This is a genomic window from Pararhodospirillum oryzae, assembly GCF_007992075.1.
Classification (GTDB): domain Bacteria; phylum Pseudomonadota; class Alphaproteobacteria; order Rhodospirillales; family Rhodospirillaceae; genus Pararhodospirillum; species Pararhodospirillum oryzae.
Map to the genome: position 1 here is coordinate 1 of NZ_BJZO01000185.1, position 1,153 is coordinate 1,153.

At 59.7% G+C, this 1,153-nt stretch carries 1 protein-coding gene; it reads left to right on the top strand.

Annotated features, from left to right (window positions below):
* Positions 1-42 precede the first annotated feature (42 nt).
* On the top strand, positions 43-1,153 hold a 1,111-nt coding region (locus tag ROR02_RS16405), incomplete at its 3' end, for an IS630 family transposase (RefSeq protein ID WP_147165112.1).

A 1,153-nucleotide genomic window follows, 5' to 3' on the forward strand; every position in this document is an offset into this window, starting at 1 on the left:
GTGTCCTGATCGAGAAATCCGTACGATTATGGCGTTGATCGCATGGAGGTGTCGTTGGGTAAGGCGGCAGTAGTAATCGAACTGAGCGCGGCAGAGCGCCGTGAGTTGGAATCCCTGGCTCGGGCGCACAAGACCGGCCAGGCGATGGCCCGGCGAGCACGCATCGTGCTTTCCGCTGCCGCGGGCCTTGAAAATAAGGCCATCTGCGTAGAAGTGGGGGCAGATGCCAACACGGTGTCGAAGTGGCGACGCCGCTTTGCGGCTGATCGGTTGGACGGTCTGCTCGACGAGCCCCGGCCAGGAACGCCCCGCAAGATCGGTGACGAGGACATCGCCGAGACGATCCGCCTGACGCTGGAGACAACCCCTCCCGGAGCCACACATTGGTCGTTGCGCTCGATGGCAAAAGCAGTCGGCTATGCACCGTCCACCATTCATCGCATCTGGCGTGCCTTTGGGCTGCAACCTCACCGGAGCGAGACCTTCAAGCTCTCGAACGATCCCCTTTTTGTCGATAAGGTCCGCGATATCGTCGGGCTCTACATGAGCCCGCCGGAGCGGGCGTTAGTCCTGTGTGTGGATGAGAAATCCCAGATTCAGGCTTTGGACCGCACTCAGCCCCTGTTACCGATGCGGCCGGGACAGGTGGAGCGCCGAACCCACGACTACAAGCGGCATGGTACGACCTCGCTGTTTGCGGCTTTGGACATCGCCACCGGAGCGGTGATCGGTCGCTGCTACCCGAAGCACCGCTCCAGCGAGTTCCGAAGATTTCTCGATCAGATTGAGGCCAGTGTTCCCGCCGGCCTGGACATTCACTTGGTCATGGACAACTACGCCACACACAAGACCAAGGTGATCCGCGACTGGTTGGCAAAGCGCCCCCACTGGCATGTCCACTTCACACCAACCAGCGCGTCATGGATCAATCAGGTCGAGCGATTCTTCGCGATGATCACTGAGAAGCAAATCAGGCGCGGCGTTCACTGTTCCACCCAGCAATTAGAACATGACATCCGCGCCTTCATAGACGCACACAACGCTGATCCGAAGCCCTTCCGGTGGACCAAGTCCGCAGACGACATCCTCGCTGCCATACAGCGCTTTTGCCTACGGACGCACCAAATCGGAGGAATTACGGAATCAGGACACT